Here is a 16,112-nt window from a genome sequence, read left to right on the forward strand (position 1 = left end):
ATATGTTGTAAATGTTACTTTACTTCTTCAAAGTCAACATCTTCTACATCACTACCTTCAGAACCACCGCCTGTTTGGTCTGCACCTGCATCAGGTCCTGGTTGTCCATTTTGTTGTGCTTCAGCCTGTGCTTTATACATTTCTTCACTAGCAGCTTTCCAAGCTTCATTGATCTTATCAAGTGCTGGTTGTATAATAGCAAGATCCTTAGTTTCATAAGCTTTCTTTAATTCTTCTAAAGCTTCTTCAACAGGTTTCTTATTATCTTCAGAAATTTTATCGCCAAACTCTGTCAACTGCTTTTCTGTCTGGAAAATCATTCCATCAGCTTCATTCAACTTGTCTGCAGTTTCTTTTGCCGCTTTATCTGCTTCAGCATTAGCCTCTGCTTCTTGCTTCATTTTCTCGATTTCTTCTTCTGTTAATCCTGAAGAAGCTTCGATGCGAATATCTTGAGACTTATTAGTTGCTTTATCTGTAGCAGATACTTTAATGATACCATTTGCATCAATATCAAAAGTAACTTCAATCTGTGGCGTACCTCTTTGCGCTGGTGGAATACCATCTAAGTGGAAACGACCAATTGTTTTATTATCTGCCGCCATAGGACGTTCTCCTTGTAATACATGGATTTCAACTGATGGCTGATTATCTGCTGCTGTAGAGAATACCTGTGATTTCTTAGTAGGGATAGTTGTGTTAGCTTCAATAAGCTTTGTCATTACATTACCCATAGTCTCTATTCCTAAAGAAAGAGGCGTAACATCTAATAACAATACATCTTTAACATCTCCTGTCAGTACTCCTCCTTGTATTGCTGCTCCTACTGCTACTACTTCATCTGGATTCACCCCTTTACTTGGTGCTTTTCCAAAGAATTTTTCTACAGCTTCTTGTACAGCTGGTATACGAGTAGACCCTCCTACTAAAATAATTTCGTCTATATCACTAGTTGATAATCCAGCTGCTTTAAGAGCTGTACGACATGGTTCTACAGTACGCTTTACTAAATCATCAATTAATTGATCAAATTTAGCTTTTGATAGAGTTCTTACCAAGTGTTTAGGTCCGCTAGCTGTAGCAGTAACATATGGTAAATTAATTTCAGTTTGTGCAGAAGATGACAATTCTATTTTAGCTTTTTCTGCAGCTTCTTTAAGACGTTGTAAGGCCATTGGATCTTTACGTAAGTCCATGTTTTCATCTGTCTTAAATTCTTCTGCTAACCAATCTATAATTTTTTGATCTACATCATCACCTCCTAAGTGTGTATCACCGTCTGTTGATAATACTTCAAATACACCGTCTCCTAATTCTAGGATAGATACATCATGAGTACCTCCACCAAAATCAAATACTACGATTTTTTGATCAGTACCTTTTTTATCTAGACCATATGCCAATGCTGCGGCAGTAGGTTCATTGATTATACGTTCTACTTTAAGTCCTGCAATTTCTCCTGCTTCTTTAGTCGCTTGACGTTGCGCATCATTAAAGTATGCTGGTACAGTAATTACTGCTCTAGATACATCTTGTCCAAGATAATCTTCTGCTGTTTTCTTCATTTTCTGAAGTGTCATAGCAGATAATTCTTGTGGTGTATATAGACGACCATCAATATCAACACGAGGTGTATCGTTATCTCCTTTTACAACTTTGTAAGCAGCTCTTTCTGCTTCTTTAGCTGATTCAGAAAATTTATTTCCCATAAATCTCTTTATAGAAGAGATAGTCTTAGTTGGATTCGTAACCGCCTGACGCTTTGCAGGATCTCCTACTTTAATTTCTCCACCTTCTACAAAAGCAATTACTGAAGGAGTTGTTCTTTTACCTTCGGCATTAGGGATTACTACAGGCTCATTACCTTCCATTACAGAAACACAAGAGTTGGTTGTCCCTAAGTCTATTCCTATTATTTTACTCATCTTTTATAATAAATTGTTATACTACTGTTCATAATAATTTAATTCTCTTAAGTCAATGATTATGCCATTGCTTTTTATATGACAGGATGTCATTATGATTTCTTTAACCATTCTAAAAACAATGATACTAATGCTCTTTAAAATACTTTCTAAGTATTTCACAAAAAGTAAGTTTCTTTATTATCAAAAAACTATATTTAACCCATAAATTTATTGACTAATTACGAATTATGGAATGTATCAGTATTTTTGATATGCTCAAAATAGGAGTTGGCCCCTCTAGTTCACATACTTTAGGCCCTTGGCGAGCCGGTCGAAGATGGATCGCCGAACTAAAAAGCAACAACACCTTTACATCTGTTGATACAATTTCAGTTGATCTCTATGGTTCATTATCTCTTACGGGCAAGGGACATGCTACTGATATTGCAGTTATTTTAGGATTATGTGGTTATGATCCGCAAACTATAGATGTATCCCAAATTAGTTCGATAATCGATACCATCAAGAATTCAAAACAACTTCAATTTAATAATGAGTTAGCGGTTTCTTTTGATCCTGAGTCTCAAATCAATTTTAATTCAAAATTTAAAGAATTTCATCCTAACGGAATGACATTTCATGCTATATTAAATGATGGTCAGCAAATTTCATCTTCATACTACTCTATTGGAGGCGGTTTTGTAGTAAAAGAGGAACGAAAAAGAAAAGAAAAAAAACTAGAAGCTTTTGAATGTTTTCCTCTTCCTATTCAAAAAGCCACAGATTTATTAGAATATTGTACTGCCAAAAACAAAAAAATATCAGAAATAGTTCTTGAAAATGAACGTTCTTTAAGAAGTGATTCTGAAATTGATGAAAGAATAACAAAAATCTGGGATGTTATGCTTTCATCTATGTATACAGGTTGTCATACAGAGGGAACATTGCCTGGGGGTCTTAATGTAAGACGTAGAGCATTTGACACTCATAAGAAACTTATAGGTACCACTACATATACCAACCCAACAGAATGGATAGAATCTATTCGTGACACCGAAGTGAAATTTCGTCAGATTTTAAAATGGGTTTCTTGTTTTGCTCTGGCTGTAAACGAAGTAAATGCATCATTAGGAAGAGTTGTAACAGCTCCAACTAATGGCAGTGCAGGTGTTATTCCGGCAGTAATGATGTATTATATGGTTATCGAAAATCACGATGCTAATTTTGACGATGTAAAACAATTTATGTTAGTTGCCGGAGAGATTGGTAGTTTGTTTAAAAAAGGTGCCACAATATCTGCCGCGATGGGTGGTTGTCAAGCTGAAATTGGTGTTTCTTCTGCAATGGCAGCAGGAGCATTAACAGAACTAATGGGGGGAACTCCTGAACAAGTTCTTATGGCTAGTGAAATAGCAATGGAGCATCATTTAGGCTTAACCTGCGATCCAATCGGCGGTCTAGTACAAATACCTTGTATAGAACGTAATGCTATGGGAGCGATTAAAGCTATAAACGCCTGCGAAATGGCACTGGATACCGATGCTGCAAATGCCAAAGTACCTTTAGATAAAGTTATTGCAACTATGTGGGAAACTGCTCTGGATATGAATACAAAGTACAAAGAAACAAGCGAAGGTGGTCTCGCCGTTAAAGTAAGTTTAAGTGATTGTTAAACAACATTCACGTTTAGTCATATTTATATTCAAACAACAATTTAACGTAAAATTATTTACAGCCTTCTTTATTTCTAGTATCGGCAATAGCAATTATTTTCCAAGAATTTCCATCATTAAATAATTGAAAAACATTAACTCCGCAATGACTAAATTTATCATTTACATAAAACTCATATGGTGTCCAGGCATTAGCAATACCACTATCTGTATCTATTTTAAAAAGTAGTAATCGTTCATCCCAACGCTGATCAGCAGGTCGATTATGTATTACATCAAGAAACTTTTTTACATCTGTTTGTACTGTTCTTAATTTACCTTCTTTGTTTTTTGCTATAGTTTGCATAGCAATATTATGATCTATAGTTTTTTTTATTTTGGATGTATCACCTTCATGAAAACCTTCAAAAAAGTTCAAAATAGTTTGCTTTACCTCTTCTTTATATCGTGATACTTCATCTTTTGAACCATCTTTTTGGGCATTAACACTAAATGAACATAAAAAAATACATACTGCAGATATATATAGCTTATACATAATATTGTTTTTTGATTTTATCAAAAATAAGGTTTTCATATTATCATTTTTTATTTCTTTAAAATAAAAAAGCATCAAAAATGGTATACACTTGTTACGATATTGGTAAATGATTACTTTTACATCTCAAAAAATTATTTCAAATGTCTACAGCAAAAAAAGATTACAAACGCGTTACCGTAAAGTCCCTTGTGGAAATGAAAGCTAATGGAGAAAAAATATCCATGCTCACAGCTTATGATTATACAATGGCTAAGATTGTAGATGGTGCAGGCGTTGATGTAATTCTTGTTGGGGATTCTGCATCTAATGTAATGGCTGGTCATGAAACTACTTTACCAATTACTTTAGATCAAATGATTTATCATGCTTCTTCTGTTATTAGAGCGATTCACAGAGCTCTAATCGTTGTTGATTTACCTTTTGGTAGTTATCAAAGTGATCCAAAAGAAGCACTTCGATCTGCGATACGAATTATGAAAGAATCAGGTGGACATGCAGTAAAATTAGAAGGTGGTAAAGAAATTAAAGAATCTATAAAAAGAATTCTTAATGCAGGTATCCCAGTTATGGGACATCTAGGTCTTACTCCGCAATCTATATATAAGTTTGGTACATATACAGTAAGAGCAAAAGAAGAAGCAGAAGCTCAAAAACTAAAAGAAGATGCCTTAATGCTAGAGAAAGCAGGATGTTTTGCTATAGTATTAGAGAAAGTCCCTGCCAAATTGGCTAAAGAAGTTGCAGAAAGCTTAACTATTCCAATTATAGGAATTGGTGCTGGAAATGGTGTTGACGGACAAGTATTGGTAACACATGACATGCTAGGAATGACACACGAATTTAATCCACGTTTTTTAAGACGTTACCTCGATTTGTATACCGAAATGACTAATGCATTTAAACAATATGTTACAGATGTAAAGGCTGTTGATTTTCCTAATGATAGTGAGCAGTATTAAAAAAATATATGGGTTTATATTCTAAATTTACTGATAAAGAATTACAAACTACTTTATCAAGACATACCAAATTGTCTTTTATTGCTAAAAAAGAACTTAAAAAAGAGTTTTTAAGTCGAACTATTAACGATATAGAACACCCGTCTTTGTTTGATGATTTAGTAAGGGATATAGATCTTGAACAAAAAGAAATACGAGATTTTAAGTATTTAGGAAACCTAGGACTTACAATTCGACAATCTGGTGATACAGTTTTTGAAATCCAAAGATCTTTAAAAGGGTTACTTATTGATATTTTGGCCATCATTGTTGGTCTTATTTTTTTTATTATCGGTATCATAGGTCTAGGTAACATTTCTTATCTTTTTATTGGCGAAGAAAAGCTCAACTTATTTTCTTTTTTTATGGGTATTCTTTTAATAACGATTGGGTTATCCGGAATAAAAATGATTATTAATGGTCTTAGCAGATTTATCGAGTATCTTGGGTTTGAATTTAAAGTGAATAACGCTACTTTTTATTTTAAAAAGCCTTTTGATATCGGTAAAAAAACTATCGAAGGTGATGTGTCTTCACTTACTATTGAAAAATCAGATCACCAAATTCAACTCATGTTTAATGATATTGTTATTATTAAAATTAACGCCCCAAATACTGTAAATACAAATACATTAGAATGGATTTTGAAACATACACAAAAGCCATTAAATGATAACATATTAGAGGAATCTTAAAATGTCTAAAATTATCTCGACTAAAGCTAACCTTCAAGTCCTTTATGAAGACAATCATATTATTGTTGTAAATAAAAGACCTGGAGATATTGTACAAGGGGACAAAACAGGAGATAAACCTTTAAGCGATGTTGTTAAAGAATATATTGCCGAAAAATATAATAAACCTGGCGCCGTTTATCTTGGCGTAGTTCATAGATTAGACCGCCCCACTAGTGGAATAGTATTGTTTGCAAGAACTAGTAAAGCCTTACCTAGATTAAATAAATTGTTTGCTGATAAAGAAGCAAAAAAGACATATTGGGCAATTGTAAAAAACCAACCTCCTAAAGACAAAGACACTCTAGTACATTGGCTAAAACGCAATCCAAAACAAAATAAATCATACGCTCATAAAAATGAAGTTTCTGATAGTAAGAAGGCTATACTAGACTATAAACTATTGAAAAAACTAGAGCGTTACTTTTTACTTGAAATCGCACTTCATACAGGAAGACATCATCAAATACGATCACAACTCTCTACTATTGGGTCTTTTATAAAAGGAGATTTAAAATATGGAGCACAACGCAGTAATAAAGATGGTAGTATACATCTACATGCCAGAGAACTTAAACTTATACATCCTGTAAAAAAAGAACCTATTCACATTATAGCGCCCCCTCCTATTGATCCTATTTGGAAAGCTTGTATTTAATAAAAAGAATTTAGCATTTCTTAAAGGTATAAAATGAGCATCTCGTTTTATCTGTATGCCCGTACACTTTCTATGACCACCGAAGTTAAAATCAAAACTCCACCAATTATAGTTGAAATTTCAGGTATTTCGCCTAAAAAAATCATACCAATAATAATACCGTATATTGGTTGTATGCTACTTATAATACTTGCCGTAGTGATTGAAAACTTTTTAAAACTACCCAAAAACAATGTGTGACCGATTGCCGTGGTTAATAACGCCAGCATCAAAGTAGGGAACCATTGTGAAGTGATACCAGAACTATCCATAAAAAATATAAACGGCAAAAGAATAGTACTCACTACTACCAATTGATACCACATTAGTACAGAACCGTTATAACTACTTACTTTTGTTTTCATAATAAGATTACGAAGTGAATAACATACCGCAGAAATTATTCCTAAAACAACTGCTTTTGTATATGTATTACTAAAATCTAAGTCAGGTACTAAAAAGTATATTCCTATTAATACTAAAAGAGTTAATAGTATATGTATTTTTTGAAATTTTGTTTTCAATAAAATAGGTTCTAGCAAAGCTGTAATTACTGGATACGTAAAGATCGACAACATACCTATTGCAACATTAGACAACTTCAAGGCATAAAAATATGTAATCCAATGTAATCCCATTAGGATACCACTTAATATAATTGTAGCCCTATCCTTACTCCCTATCTGAAACGAATTTTTTTTCCATTTACAAAAAGCAAAAAGTAATGCTCCTGCAAAAATTGCTCTAAAACCTATAATTACAGGTACAGGCATATCTATGTACCTTCCTAACGCTCCCGAAGTACTAATAAGGAGCATTGCTATATTTAACTCTAAAATATTCTTAAGGTGGTGATTATTCTTTGGCAATGGTATCTATCTTAAGAGTGTAAAATTAGCTTTAAATTCTTTAAATTCTTCATTTTCTCTATATAAAACTTTAAACCAATAATCATTAGATGGCAATGGTTTTCCGTTAAAAGTACCGTCCCAGTTTCCTTTCGGTCCAAGATTTACAAGTAATTTACCATATCGATCAAAAATTAAAACCTCTGAAATTGTAATATTTTTAGTATCCTTAATCTGCCAAAGATCATGAAAACCATCTCCATTTGGTGTAAAATACTCAGGATAATCAGATGTTAAACTTATAGTGGTAGATAGTTCATTACACTCTCCTTTATCTCTTACTGTTATTGTATGTTCTCCTTTTGAAACTTTAGTAAATACTGCTGCTTCTTGCCAATCGCTATTATCAATTCTATATTCATACGCTCCTAAACCTGTAACTGTAACTTCAATTGTACCATTATTAGAAAATGCTCCTGAAATAAGTTCTGCAGTAACACTTTCGGGAGGATAAGAGTCTATAACTTTAATAGTCTTAGGTAGCGTACATCCAATAGTTTTATTTGTAACTAAAACTGTATAATCTCCCGCAGTAAGTGGTAGAAATGAACTACTTGTTTCTCCGATAATCTCATTTCCTGTAATAGGTTGAATACCTGTATACCATTGAAAATCATATATTGTTGGATCTAGATTGAGGTCGATAGTATTTGTAGGTTTTAAATTGATTAATGTGCCATCCCGTTCTAAACATCTTAAATATTCATTTTCTATTTGAAATGGCTCGACAGGAAATACTGAAATTTTAAACGAAGCTATTTCATAACATTTTTGATTAAGTTCTGCTATTCTAATCCAAATGGTCTGATTTGCACTTGTATTCGTATATGCTCCGGGATTATCTATTACATTATCTGTACTTAATCCTGTATAATTCTTTGCATCGTTTTCATTTAAATGATAAGAAATATTTACCAATGAAGGGTCTTGTGCCCCTAGTACGACACTAGAATTTCTAGTAAGATCAAATACCGTTGTCGTATTTCCCTCTGGGTTACAAGAATTAATATCTACTGGTGCATTTATAATTTCTGGGGAAGCAACAAACTCAACTATTACAGAATCTGATGCCCTACATTTACCTGAAATATCAATACCAACAGTATACGTCCCATTTTGTGTAACTTCTAATTTTGCGCCTCCATCTAATATTGTGGTTCCATCTTCTGGGACCAATGGAATGCCATTTCTCATCCAAACATAAGTAGATCCTGATCCAACATTAGCATTCAGGATAATCGAATCTCCTATACATCCCGGATTACCGTTTGCAATAGTTCTATCTTCTCCTAAATCTCCACCGATATTAAAACTACCTGCAGATAAAAATACAGCAGAATCAAAATTACCATCAATATTATCTGCTATTACTAATTTTATAGTATATCGCTCATTAGGTATAACATTTCCCGATGCTTTTAACACTTTAGTATATCCATTAAAATTTATAGGTGAATTTGAGCCTATTAAATTTCTGGTATTAAAAAATTCTTCGTTTGTAGGAGGGCATTCTGCTGAATCAACAAATGTATCTATGTAATCTCCATCCATATTTAAATCAACCCCATCATGAACAGTAGTTACTCTAATAGGAATCGTTGTACCTGGTAAAACAGCCAAGTTCCTTGAATTCCCAGAAGAATCTGTAAGAATAAAAGCAAAAACATCAGAAAAAGTACAAGGAAAAGTACCAACATATTCGTCTGAAGCAAATAAAAAATCAAAACTTATAAAATCGATTGCTGGAACAAATTCAAACTGAATAAAAGATGCATTAAACAAATTTGGAGTGCTTGTAATTCGAGTTAAGTCAGCGTCTCCTCTCCATCCAGTACCATCTCCTTCTCCTGTGGTGTCAGGGTTATTAGGACCAATAGCACTTCTTGCGTTCCCAGTACTTAATACAATACCTCTATCGATCTCAAAGCCAGAACCATTTTCTTCAAAATATCCAATACCATTAAAACCAGCTGCAGTGCCTGTAGAAGATACTATATTTTCTACAACAGCGCATGGACTATCAATTAAAATATCCTCGATAAGTTGTTGCGCTGTAAATGAACGATCATCAACGGTAATTTGTCCTTTAACAATATTGGTAAAAATCATTAAGGTTATGAATAAGATATTACCAAGTATTCTTTTTACTTTCATATTTTCTGTATCTAACAGATTTTCATAGTAATTGCTATAGCTTAATAACACATTAAGTATAAAAGTCCCTACTTAAACATCAATTCTTTAACAAATACTTAACACAACTTATTCTACAGATCTGATATTACTTAACAGACAATACTAACCGTTTTATTACTTTAGAATCTCTAAACAAAATTAACGTGAAGATTTTTTAGATTTTTCTTTAATAATATCTGCTACAGGGCGACCCTCGATATTACTTTCTAACCATGATAAGATGTCTAAATATAAAAATGCTCTTTTCTCATAAGGATGTTCTTCATATTCTTTTAATCTTTTATGTAACTTCCTAAATTCGTCTTTAATTTGATGTGGAAAAATATCCCCGAGGTTTTTTAGAAACTTGATCATTTCTTTTTGGACTTCATGTAGGTCATCCATTTTAATTAAAAAACGATATGTTTCTTTTAATTGTGTTTCCAGATGATAGTCCATTCCGGCTTCATAATGGGCAACCAAGCTTAAAACTCTAGAGAAACACATTAAATCTTCTCGCATTTTTAATGATTTATTATTGATGATTTTAGCAAGATATTCTATACATTTTTTATGATTTGCCATTCCAAAATAAAGGCATCCAATTTTATAGTAAAAAACCATAATGTGATGATCATCAAGACGGTTTTTATAATCTTCTATACCCTTTAGAATTTCATTTACCAAATGCTCTCCTTCATCAAAAGTTCCTTCTAGAAAATGAATATTAAGTTTATTATTATAAATAAACTGAAATGATAAAACCTCTATATTATCATCTTTTGGAAACGTATCTTTATTAATAGCTTCTTCAAAATTAAATAAGGTAGATTTTAATTGCGTTTTATCCTTTATTAAAAATAAAGATTCTAACAAATAATGATTTCCTCTAAGAAAGAAAACTGGGTTTTGAATCATCATTTTAGGATGTTCATAAAATAAGTCCACCCATTTCTTAGAATAACGATAGCACGATAAAAAATCTTGAATCATAAAACTATACCATAAATGTGCTTTATATAACCATAGTTTTTCTCTGAAACCCATTAAGTTCCATTCGTACTTGGGTAATTTACTATTAAAATAATTCGTAATTATAGTATGCTCTTTATCATTACGTACATATCCACTTTTTAACATCAAACCATATAACTGAAGTGACAAATTTGATAAACGACTGGTTAATACATTTTTCATGCTCAACATCTTAGCCTCTATCGTCAGTTCATCGGCTCTGCTATTAATACTTCTTGTTATGTATTGGGTTTCTATTATTTTTTCTAATTCAACTATTTCATAAGCAACATTATGTTCTTCATTTTCTTTTGCCATGACTTTTGCCTTTTCTAATATCTTTAGGCTTTGTTTATACAGGCCCTTATGGTATAAAATAGATGCAAAGTCTAATTGTTCTCTTATCTGAGAACGCATATTTTGGTGAAGAGGGCTCAATCTTAAACTTATTAATATTTGCTTGTATAGATGAGCTTTTAAATTTGAAAGTTGTTGTTTTTTCACAATTCCTTTCTTTACAATAAGATCCTCGTCTAAAATATCATGTTTATCTAAATGATTAAAAAGTGCTAAAAATTTAGAATCTGTATTTACTCCTAATCGCCCTACATACACCTTAAACTGCCTCTTTTCAGATTTAGAAAGTGATTTCACTAAAACAAACAAAGGATCTTTTTGATCAATAGTCATTGTAAGAAAATATATTGTAATTAATTGATTTGTAGTTGATTAAAGTTTCACAAAATTAGTTTAGCATTGTAAAACCAGCTATCAAATACTTCCCTTTTGAATTCCCAAAATATAAATTCGTAAGAGATTTAAGAAACATCTTCTCAATAATATTTTAAAAAGATGATTTTTTTATAAAAGTACTGAACATATAATTCACTAAATTCTCATGAGCGATAATAAAGTCCAAATATTCGACACTACCCTAAGAGATGGAGAGCAAGTCCCAGGTTGTAAACTTAATACTGAGCAAAAAGTAGTACTTGCCAAACAACTTGATCTATTAGGAGTCGATATTATAGAAGCAGGATTTCCTGTCTCAAGCCCCGGAGACTTTAAATCAGTCAATGAAGTAGCTAAAATTGTAAAAAATGCTACAGTATGCGGCCTTACACGTGCCGTAGAAAATGATATCAAGGTTGCTGCAGAGGCATTAAAGTATGCTGCCAGACCAAGAATACATACTGGTATAGGAACTTCTGAATCACATATCAAATATAAATTTAATTCTACACAAGAAAAGGTAATCGAACGTGGTATTGCTGCCGTAAAATATTCAAAATCTTTTGTTGAAGATGTCGAGTTTTATGCAGAAGATGCAGGACGTACGGATAATGAATTTTTGGCAAGAGTTTGCGAAGCAATGATCAAAGCCGGAGCTACCGTACTTAATATTCCTGATACTACAGGATATTGTTTACCCGAAGAATATGGTGCTAAGATAAAGTATCTAAAAGAAAATGTAAAAGGCATACACAATGTAATTATTTCTTGTCACTGCCATAATGATTTAGGATTAGCAACAGCCAACTCAGTAGCTGGAGCTATTAATGGCGCTAGACAAATAGAATGCACTATTAATGGAATTGGAGAACGTGCTGGGAATACTTCGTTAGAAGAAGTAGTAATGGTATTAAAACAGCATCCGGATCTAGCATTAAATACAGGAATTAACACAAAACTATTGTACGAAACAAGTCTTATGGTTTCTGATCATATGGGAGTACTTGTGCAACCAAATAAGGCTATAGTAGGTGCTAATGCTTTTGCACATAGTTCAGGAATACATCAGGATGGCGTGATCAAAAATCGCGAGACTTATGAAATCATAAACCCTGCAGACGTAGGAGTAACAGAATCTGCAATAGTGTTAACCGCAAGAAGTGGTAGAGCAGCTTTGGCCTATAGAGCAAAGAAAGTAGGATATGAATTAACCAAGTTACAATTAGACGATGTTTATACAGAATTTTTAAATTTTGCAGATAAAAAGAAAGAAGTTATCGATGAAGATATTCATCAAATCATGAAAAATACAAATGTAGCAGCCGCCGTTGTTGCATAAATACTATATAACATACTTCGAAATATAAATTACACATATCAGTTAATAATTTGAAGTATTTTTAAGAGAAACGAATGAAAAAGACCTTATTTGATAAAGTTTGGGACGCACATGTCGTCAAAGAGATAGAAAACGGTCCTCAGATATTGTATATCGATAAACACCTTATCCACGAAGTTACAAGTCCCCAAGCATTTGGAGAGCTAGAACAACGTGGAATTCCTGTTTTTAGACCAGATCAAATTGTAGCTACGGCCGATCATAATACACCAACTGTCGATCAACATTTACCCGTAAAAGACGCTTTGTCAAGAAATCAATTGGCTCAGCTTACCGAAAATTGTAAAAAAAACAACATTACCTTATACGGACTTGGTCATAAATATAATGGCATTGTGCATGTTATGGCACCAGAGTTGGGGATTACACAACCAGGAATGACTATGGTTTGTGGTGATAGCCACACCTCTACTCACGGAGCCTTTGGCACTATTGCTTTTGGAATTGGAACCAGTCAGGTAGCACAAGTTTTTGCTAGCCAAAGTTTACTACTTCAAAAACCAAAAAGTCTTCGTGTAAACGTAAACGGAACCTTAAAGTCTGGTGTATTACCAAAAGATGTAATACTATATATTATCTCAAAACTAGGTACAAATGCAGGTACAGGGTATTTTTGCGAATACGCAGGTAATGTATTTGAAGAAATGTCTATGGAAGGCCGTATGACGGTTTGTAATATGAGTATTGAAATGGGAGCTCGTGGTGGTATGATTGCTCCTGATCAAACTACATTTGACTATGTAAAAGGAAGAGAATTTGCTCCTCAAGGGGCTGATTTTGATAAAAAGGTAGCCTATTGGAAAACATTGCCGACAGATGAAAATGCGATTTTTGATAAAGAATATCACTTTGATGCCGCCGATATCGAACCTATGATCACCTACGGAACTAATCCTGGAATGGGTATTAAAATATCAGAAAATATCCCAGTAGAAAATAATGCTTCTTTTGAAAAATCATTAGCATACATGAATTTTGAAAAAGGACAATCTCTAGTAGATAAAGAGATCAATTATGTGTTTATAGGGAGCTGCACAAATAGTAGAATAGAAGATTTTAGAGTAGCAGCAAATTATATAAAAGGAAAGAAAAAAGCTGATAACGTCACTGCCTGGTTCGTACCTGGTTCACAACAAGTTGCAGAACAGATCGTACAAGAAGGTCTTAATGAAGTTTTTGAAAATGCAGGGTTCACCCTTAGACAACCCGGTTGTTCAGCTTGTTTAGCCATGAATGATGATAAAATACCAGAAGGAGAATATTGTGTATCTACTTCGAATCGAAATTTTGAAGGAAGACAAGGACAAGGATCAAGAACAATTTTAGCAAGCCCATTGGTAGCAGCAGCAACGGCAATCGAAGGAAAAATTATTGACATTACTAAACAACTTAATTAATCATGGATAAGTTTGTAAAATTAAGCTCTACTGCTATACCATTGGCTATAGAAAATGTAGACACCGATCAGATTATTCCGGCTCGTTTTTTAAAAGCTACCAATCGTGATGGTTTTGGAGAAAATCTTTTTAGAGATTGGCGTTTTCATAAAGATGGAAGTGAAAATGAAGAGTTCGTTCTAAATGATACAAAATTTCAAGGCAGTATTCTAGTTGCCGGAGATAATTTTGGATGCGGTTCTAGTAGAGAACACGCAGCATGGGCCATTCATGATTTTGGATTTAAAGTTGTTGTTTCAAGTTTTTTTGCAGATATTTTTAAGGGAAATGCACTAAATAACGGAGTATTACCTGTACAAGTGTCTCCAGAATTCTTAAAAGAACTATTTGATGCTATCGAAAAAGATTCAAAAACAGAAATCCAAGTAGATTTAGAAAACCAACAAATAACACTTTTAGCTACAGGAGCATCTGCTATATTTGAAATTAATCCGTACAAAAAAACATGTCTAATTAATGGATATGATGATATTGATTTTTTACTAAGCAATACTTCAGAAATAGAAGCTTTCGAGAAAACCTTATCATAAATATAATTTACCTTTATAATTAGGCTTGTGCAAATAGAAGTCACATTTTTGAACATCCTGATATAACCAAATAAATAAAAAATTGAAATAAAGAAATAAATAGATGAAATTAGATATCGCAGTATTATCAGGAGACGGTATTGGGCCAGAAGTAACCGCCCAGGCTATAAAGGCATTAGAGGCTGTTGCCCATAGTTTTGACCACACTTTTATTTTTAAAGAAGCTTTAGTAGGTGCTATAGCAATAGACAAAACCGGAAACCCTTTACCTAACGAGACATTAGAATTGTGTGTTAATACAGACGCTGTCTTGTTTGGTGCAATCGGGGATCCTAAATATGACAATAATCCCAGCGCACCCGTTAGACCAGAACAGGGGCTTTTAAAATTAAGAAAAGAACTTGGATTATATACGAATATTAGACCCGTAAAAGCATATCCTACACTGATAGATCAATCTCCTTTAAAAAGAGATATCATAGAAGGTACTGATATTTCAATATATAGAGAACTTACAGGCGGTATTTATTTCGGAAAAAAACATTTAAGTGATGACGGTACTGTAGCTTCTGATCTTTGTGAATATTCTAAAATGGAAATAGAAAGAGTGGCTCACTTAGCATTTAAAGCTGCACAAAAAAGAAAAAATAAACTTACTCTGGTTGACAAAGCCAATGTGTTAGAATCGTCAAGATTATGGAGAAAAGTCGTAACCGAGGTAGCGCAAGAATATAAAGACGTAACACTGGACTTCTTATTTGTTGATAATGCTGCTATGCAAATGATCTTAAACCCTAGTCAATTTGATGTCATCCTTACCGAAAATATGTTTGGCGATATTATATCAGACGAGGCCAGCGTTATTGGTGGTTCTATCGGTTTATTAGCTTCTGCTTCTGTTGGAGATAATTGTTGCATGTTTGAACCTATACATGGCTCGTACCCACAAGCTACCGGAAAAGGAATAGCTAACCCTATTGCTGCAATTTTATCTGCTGCGATGTTATTAGAACATTTTGATTTAGTAGGAGAAGCTAATGCTATTAGAGACGCTGTAGAAAAAGCCTTAGAACTAAATATTACGACACCAGATTTAAATACTAGTAATCCACTATCTACAGAAAAGGTTGGAGATTTTATTACAGATTACATTTTAAATCCAGAAGATTCTAATATTAATTTTGAAAATATTCATGTAGGGCAATCTACAATTATATAATTTTCTGCTAATCTAATTTCATTTACAGATTAGTATTCAAACTGTTTTGTTTAGTCAAAAGCAACTAAGGAATTTCTTTAGTTGCTTTTTTTATGTGAATAACATAAGCAATCAAGAAGAACAGACAC

General features: G+C 33.1%; 13 protein-coding genes. 8 read left to right on the forward strand and 5 right to left on the reverse strand.

Annotation, left to right across the window (positions count from 1 at the left end):
• Positions 1-14: 14 nt before the first annotated feature.
• On the reverse strand, positions 15-1,925 hold the full coding sequence (dnaK, locus tag AWE51_RS07515) for a molecular chaperone DnaK (protein WP_066311739.1): 1,911 nt from the start codon (positions 1,923-1,925) through the stop codon (positions 15-17).
• A gap of 230 nt (positions 1,926-2,155) precedes the next feature.
• On the opposite strand from dnaK, the gene AWE51_RS07520 reads away from it, so the two are divergent.
• Positions 2,156-3,580: an L-serine ammonia-lyase gene (locus tag AWE51_RS07520; protein ID WP_066311741.1), complete on the forward strand. Its 1,425-nt coding sequence runs from the start codon at positions 2,156-2,158 to the stop codon at positions 3,578-3,580.
• 52 nt (positions 3,581-3,632) lie between these two features.
• On the opposite strand, the gene AWE51_RS07525 is transcribed toward AWE51_RS07520, so the two are convergent.
• Entirely contained in the window at positions 3,633-4,118 is a 486-nt protein-coding gene (locus tag AWE51_RS07525; protein WP_066311991.1) for a nuclear transport factor 2 family protein, read from the reverse strand.
• A gap of 143 nt (positions 4,119-4,261) precedes the next feature.
• On the opposite strand from AWE51_RS07525, the gene panB reads away from it, so the two are divergent.
• The 3 genes from panB to AWE51_RS07540 are packed head-to-tail and all read left to right on the forward strand — an operon-like array spanning position 4,262 to position 6,511.
• Positions 4,262-5,080, forward strand: a complete 819-nt coding sequence (gene panB / locus AWE51_RS07530) for a 3-methyl-2-oxobutanoate hydroxymethyltransferase (protein WP_066311743.1) — start codon at positions 4,262-4,264, stop codon at positions 5,078-5,080.
• 8 nt (positions 5,081-5,088) lie between these two features.
• The gene (locus AWE51_RS07535; protein ID WP_066311747.1) at positions 5,089-5,814 is read left to right on the forward strand and encodes a hypothetical protein; all 726 of its coding nucleotides are present in this window, start codon (positions 5,089-5,091) and stop codon (positions 5,812-5,814) included.
• 1 nt (position 5,815) lies between these two features.
• Positions 5,816-6,511, forward strand: a complete 696-nt coding sequence (locus AWE51_RS07540) for an RluA family pseudouridine synthase (RefSeq protein WP_066311748.1) — start codon at positions 5,816-5,818, stop codon at positions 6,509-6,511.
• Positions 6,512-6,558: 47 nt separating this feature from the next.
• Here AWE51_RS07540 and AWE51_RS07545 read toward each other — a convergent pair whose 3' ends face one another.
• The 3 genes from AWE51_RS07545 to AWE51_RS07555 all read right to left on the reverse strand — a co-directional run bounded on the left by AWE51_RS07545 (position 6,559) and on the right by AWE51_RS07555 (position 11,337).
• Positions 6,559-7,419 carry a DMT family transporter gene (locus tag AWE51_RS07545; protein WP_232517357.1) on the reverse strand — a complete coding sequence of 287 codons (861 nt, stop codon included), beginning with the start codon at positions 7,417-7,419 and terminating at the stop codon, positions 6,559-6,561.
• Between the two features lie 6 nt (positions 7,420-7,425).
• On the reverse strand, positions 7,426-9,612 hold the full coding sequence (locus tag AWE51_RS07550) for a T9SS type B sorting domain-containing protein (protein WP_066311752.1): 2,187 nt from the start codon (positions 9,610-9,612) through the stop codon (positions 7,426-7,428).
• Positions 9,613-9,792: 180 nt separating this feature from the next.
• Positions 9,793-11,337, reverse strand: a complete 1,545-nt coding sequence (locus AWE51_RS07555) for a hypothetical protein (protein ID WP_066311755.1) — start codon at positions 11,335-11,337, stop codon at positions 9,793-9,795.
• Positions 11,338-11,545: 208 nt separating this feature from the next.
• On the opposite strand from AWE51_RS07555, the gene AWE51_RS07560 reads away from it, so the two are divergent.
• The 4 genes from AWE51_RS07560 to leuB all read left to right on the forward strand — a co-directional run bounded on the left by AWE51_RS07560 (position 11,546) and on the right by leuB (position 15,984).
• Complete coding sequence (locus AWE51_RS07560) at positions 11,546-12,718, forward strand: 2-isopropylmalate synthase (RefSeq protein ID WP_082832353.1); 1,173 nt, start codon at positions 11,546-11,548, stop codon at positions 12,716-12,718.
• A 74-nt stretch (positions 12,719-12,792) separates the two neighbouring features.
• Positions 12,793-14,175, forward strand: a complete 1,383-nt coding sequence (leuC, locus tag AWE51_RS07565; RefSeq protein WP_066311757.1) for a 3-isopropylmalate dehydratase large subunit — start codon at positions 12,793-12,795, stop codon at positions 14,173-14,175.
• A 2-nt stretch (positions 14,176-14,177) separates the two neighbouring features.
• The gene (gene leuD, locus AWE51_RS07570; RefSeq protein WP_066311759.1) at positions 14,178-14,765 is read left to right on the forward strand and encodes a 3-isopropylmalate dehydratase small subunit; all 588 of its coding nucleotides are present in this window, start codon (positions 14,178-14,180) and stop codon (positions 14,763-14,765) included.
• A gap of 103 nt (positions 14,766-14,868) precedes the next feature.
• Positions 14,869-15,984, forward strand: a complete 1,116-nt coding sequence (gene leuB, locus AWE51_RS07575; RefSeq protein WP_066311761.1) for a 3-isopropylmalate dehydrogenase — start codon at positions 14,869-14,871, stop codon at positions 15,982-15,984.
• Positions 15,985-16,112 lie beyond the last annotated feature (128 nt).

This window comes from Aquimarina aggregata (assembly GCF_001632745.1).
GTDB lineage: Bacteria > Bacteroidota > Bacteroidia > Flavobacteriales > Flavobacteriaceae > Aquimarina > Aquimarina aggregata.

Bases quoted from the DNA above. Each gene is read 5' to 3' on its own strand.
- panB (WP_066311743.1), top strand. From the start codon at position 4,262: ATGTCTACAGCAAAAAAAGATTACAAACGCGTTACCGTAAAGTCCCTT.
- AWE51_RS07540 (WP_066311748.1), top strand. From the start codon at position 5,816: ATGTCTAAAATTATCTCGACTAAAGCTAACCTTCAAGTCCTTTATGAA.
- leuB (WP_066311761.1), top strand. From the start codon at position 14,869: ATGAAATTAGATATCGCAGTATTATCAGGAGACGGTATTGGGCCAGAA.
- AWE51_RS07555 (WP_066311755.1), bottom strand. From the start codon at position 11,337: ATGACTATTGATCAAAAAGATCCTTTGTTTGTTTTAGTGAAATCACTT.
- dnaK (WP_066311739.1), bottom strand. From the start codon at position 1,925: ATGAGTAAAATAATAGGAATAGACTTAGGGACAACCAACTCTTGTGTT.
- AWE51_RS07535 (WP_066311747.1), top strand. From the start codon at position 5,089: ATGGGTTTATATTCTAAATTTACTGATAAAGAATTACAAACTACTTTA.
- AWE51_RS07550 (WP_066311752.1), bottom strand. From the start codon at position 9,612: ATGAAAGTAAAAAGAATACTTGGTAATATCTTATTCATAACCTTAATG.
- AWE51_RS07525 (WP_066311991.1), bottom strand. From the start codon at position 4,118: ATGTATAAGCTATATATATCTGCAGTATGTATTTTTTTATGTTCATTT.
- leuC (WP_066311757.1), top strand. From the start codon at position 12,793: ATGAAAAAGACCTTATTTGATAAAGTTTGGGACGCACATGTCGTCAAA.
- AWE51_RS07560 (WP_082832353.1), top strand. From the start codon at position 11,546: ATGAGCGATAATAAAGTCCAAATATTCGACACTACCCTAAGAGATGGA.
- AWE51_RS07520 (WP_066311741.1), top strand. From the start codon at position 2,156: ATGGAATGTATCAGTATTTTTGATATGCTCAAAATAGGAGTTGGCCCC.
- leuD (WP_066311759.1), top strand. From the start codon at position 14,178: ATGGATAAGTTTGTAAAATTAAGCTCTACTGCTATACCATTGGCTATA.